1 protein-coding gene is annotated in these 579 nt (G+C 42.8%); it reads left to right on the forward strand.

Features of this window, described 5'->3' with window-relative positions:
* Positions 1-461: hypothetical protein (locus tag ACFQEU_RS17655; RefSeq protein ID WP_379784265.1), on the forward strand; the 461-nt coding region annotated here is incomplete at its 5' end.
* Positions 462-579: the final 118 nt, after the last annotated feature.

Below are 579 nucleotides of genomic sequence, written 5' to 3' on the forward strand. Positions count from 1 at the left end.
TGAGTCACGTTTGTTTTCAAGCGATTGAGTGGGTCAAGGTGAGCCCGTTAGTGAAGCCAATTAGGGCATTGTTTCCAGAATACAAGGTTCCGTGTCACTTTACTCGACAACCAAAAAATGTAGATGGCTCAAGATTTTCTGGAGTGTATACGGAGATAAGTCTAGCCGCACCGGTAATCGAAAGTTTCGTTAGGATTGCACTCCCGAATGCAGAGTCTCGATACTGTCTCGATAGTATAGATGAGTTTGTTGATAAGTTTCCGGAAGATAATCCATTTAATTTTATTGGAATACAGGGAGTTCACTACTGCTTGCTTAGAATGTTCGTCGGTGATTTCGACTATATCAAGAAGTGTTGCGAAGAGGCAGTTGCGGGGAATGAAGATTTTCGGCTCGATGAGCTCAGGCAGATTGTGCAGCGAATGGAGGACATGGAATTCCGAGAACAGTTTGTTAAATAGATAAAAATGCCTACTGGAAATGAAAAAGATCAAGGGGTCGGACTCCTTGATCCAGCTAGCCCGTAAAAAAAGGGGTTAGAGTTAATTAGTTTTTTGTGGTGGGTAGGGCTGTTGAGTT

Origin of the sequence: Halorubrum tibetense, assembly GCF_042661865.1 — an archaeon.
In the GTDB taxonomy this organism is placed as follows: Archaea; Halobacteriota; Halobacteria; order Halobacteriales; family Haloferacaceae; genus Halorubrum; species Halorubrum tibetense.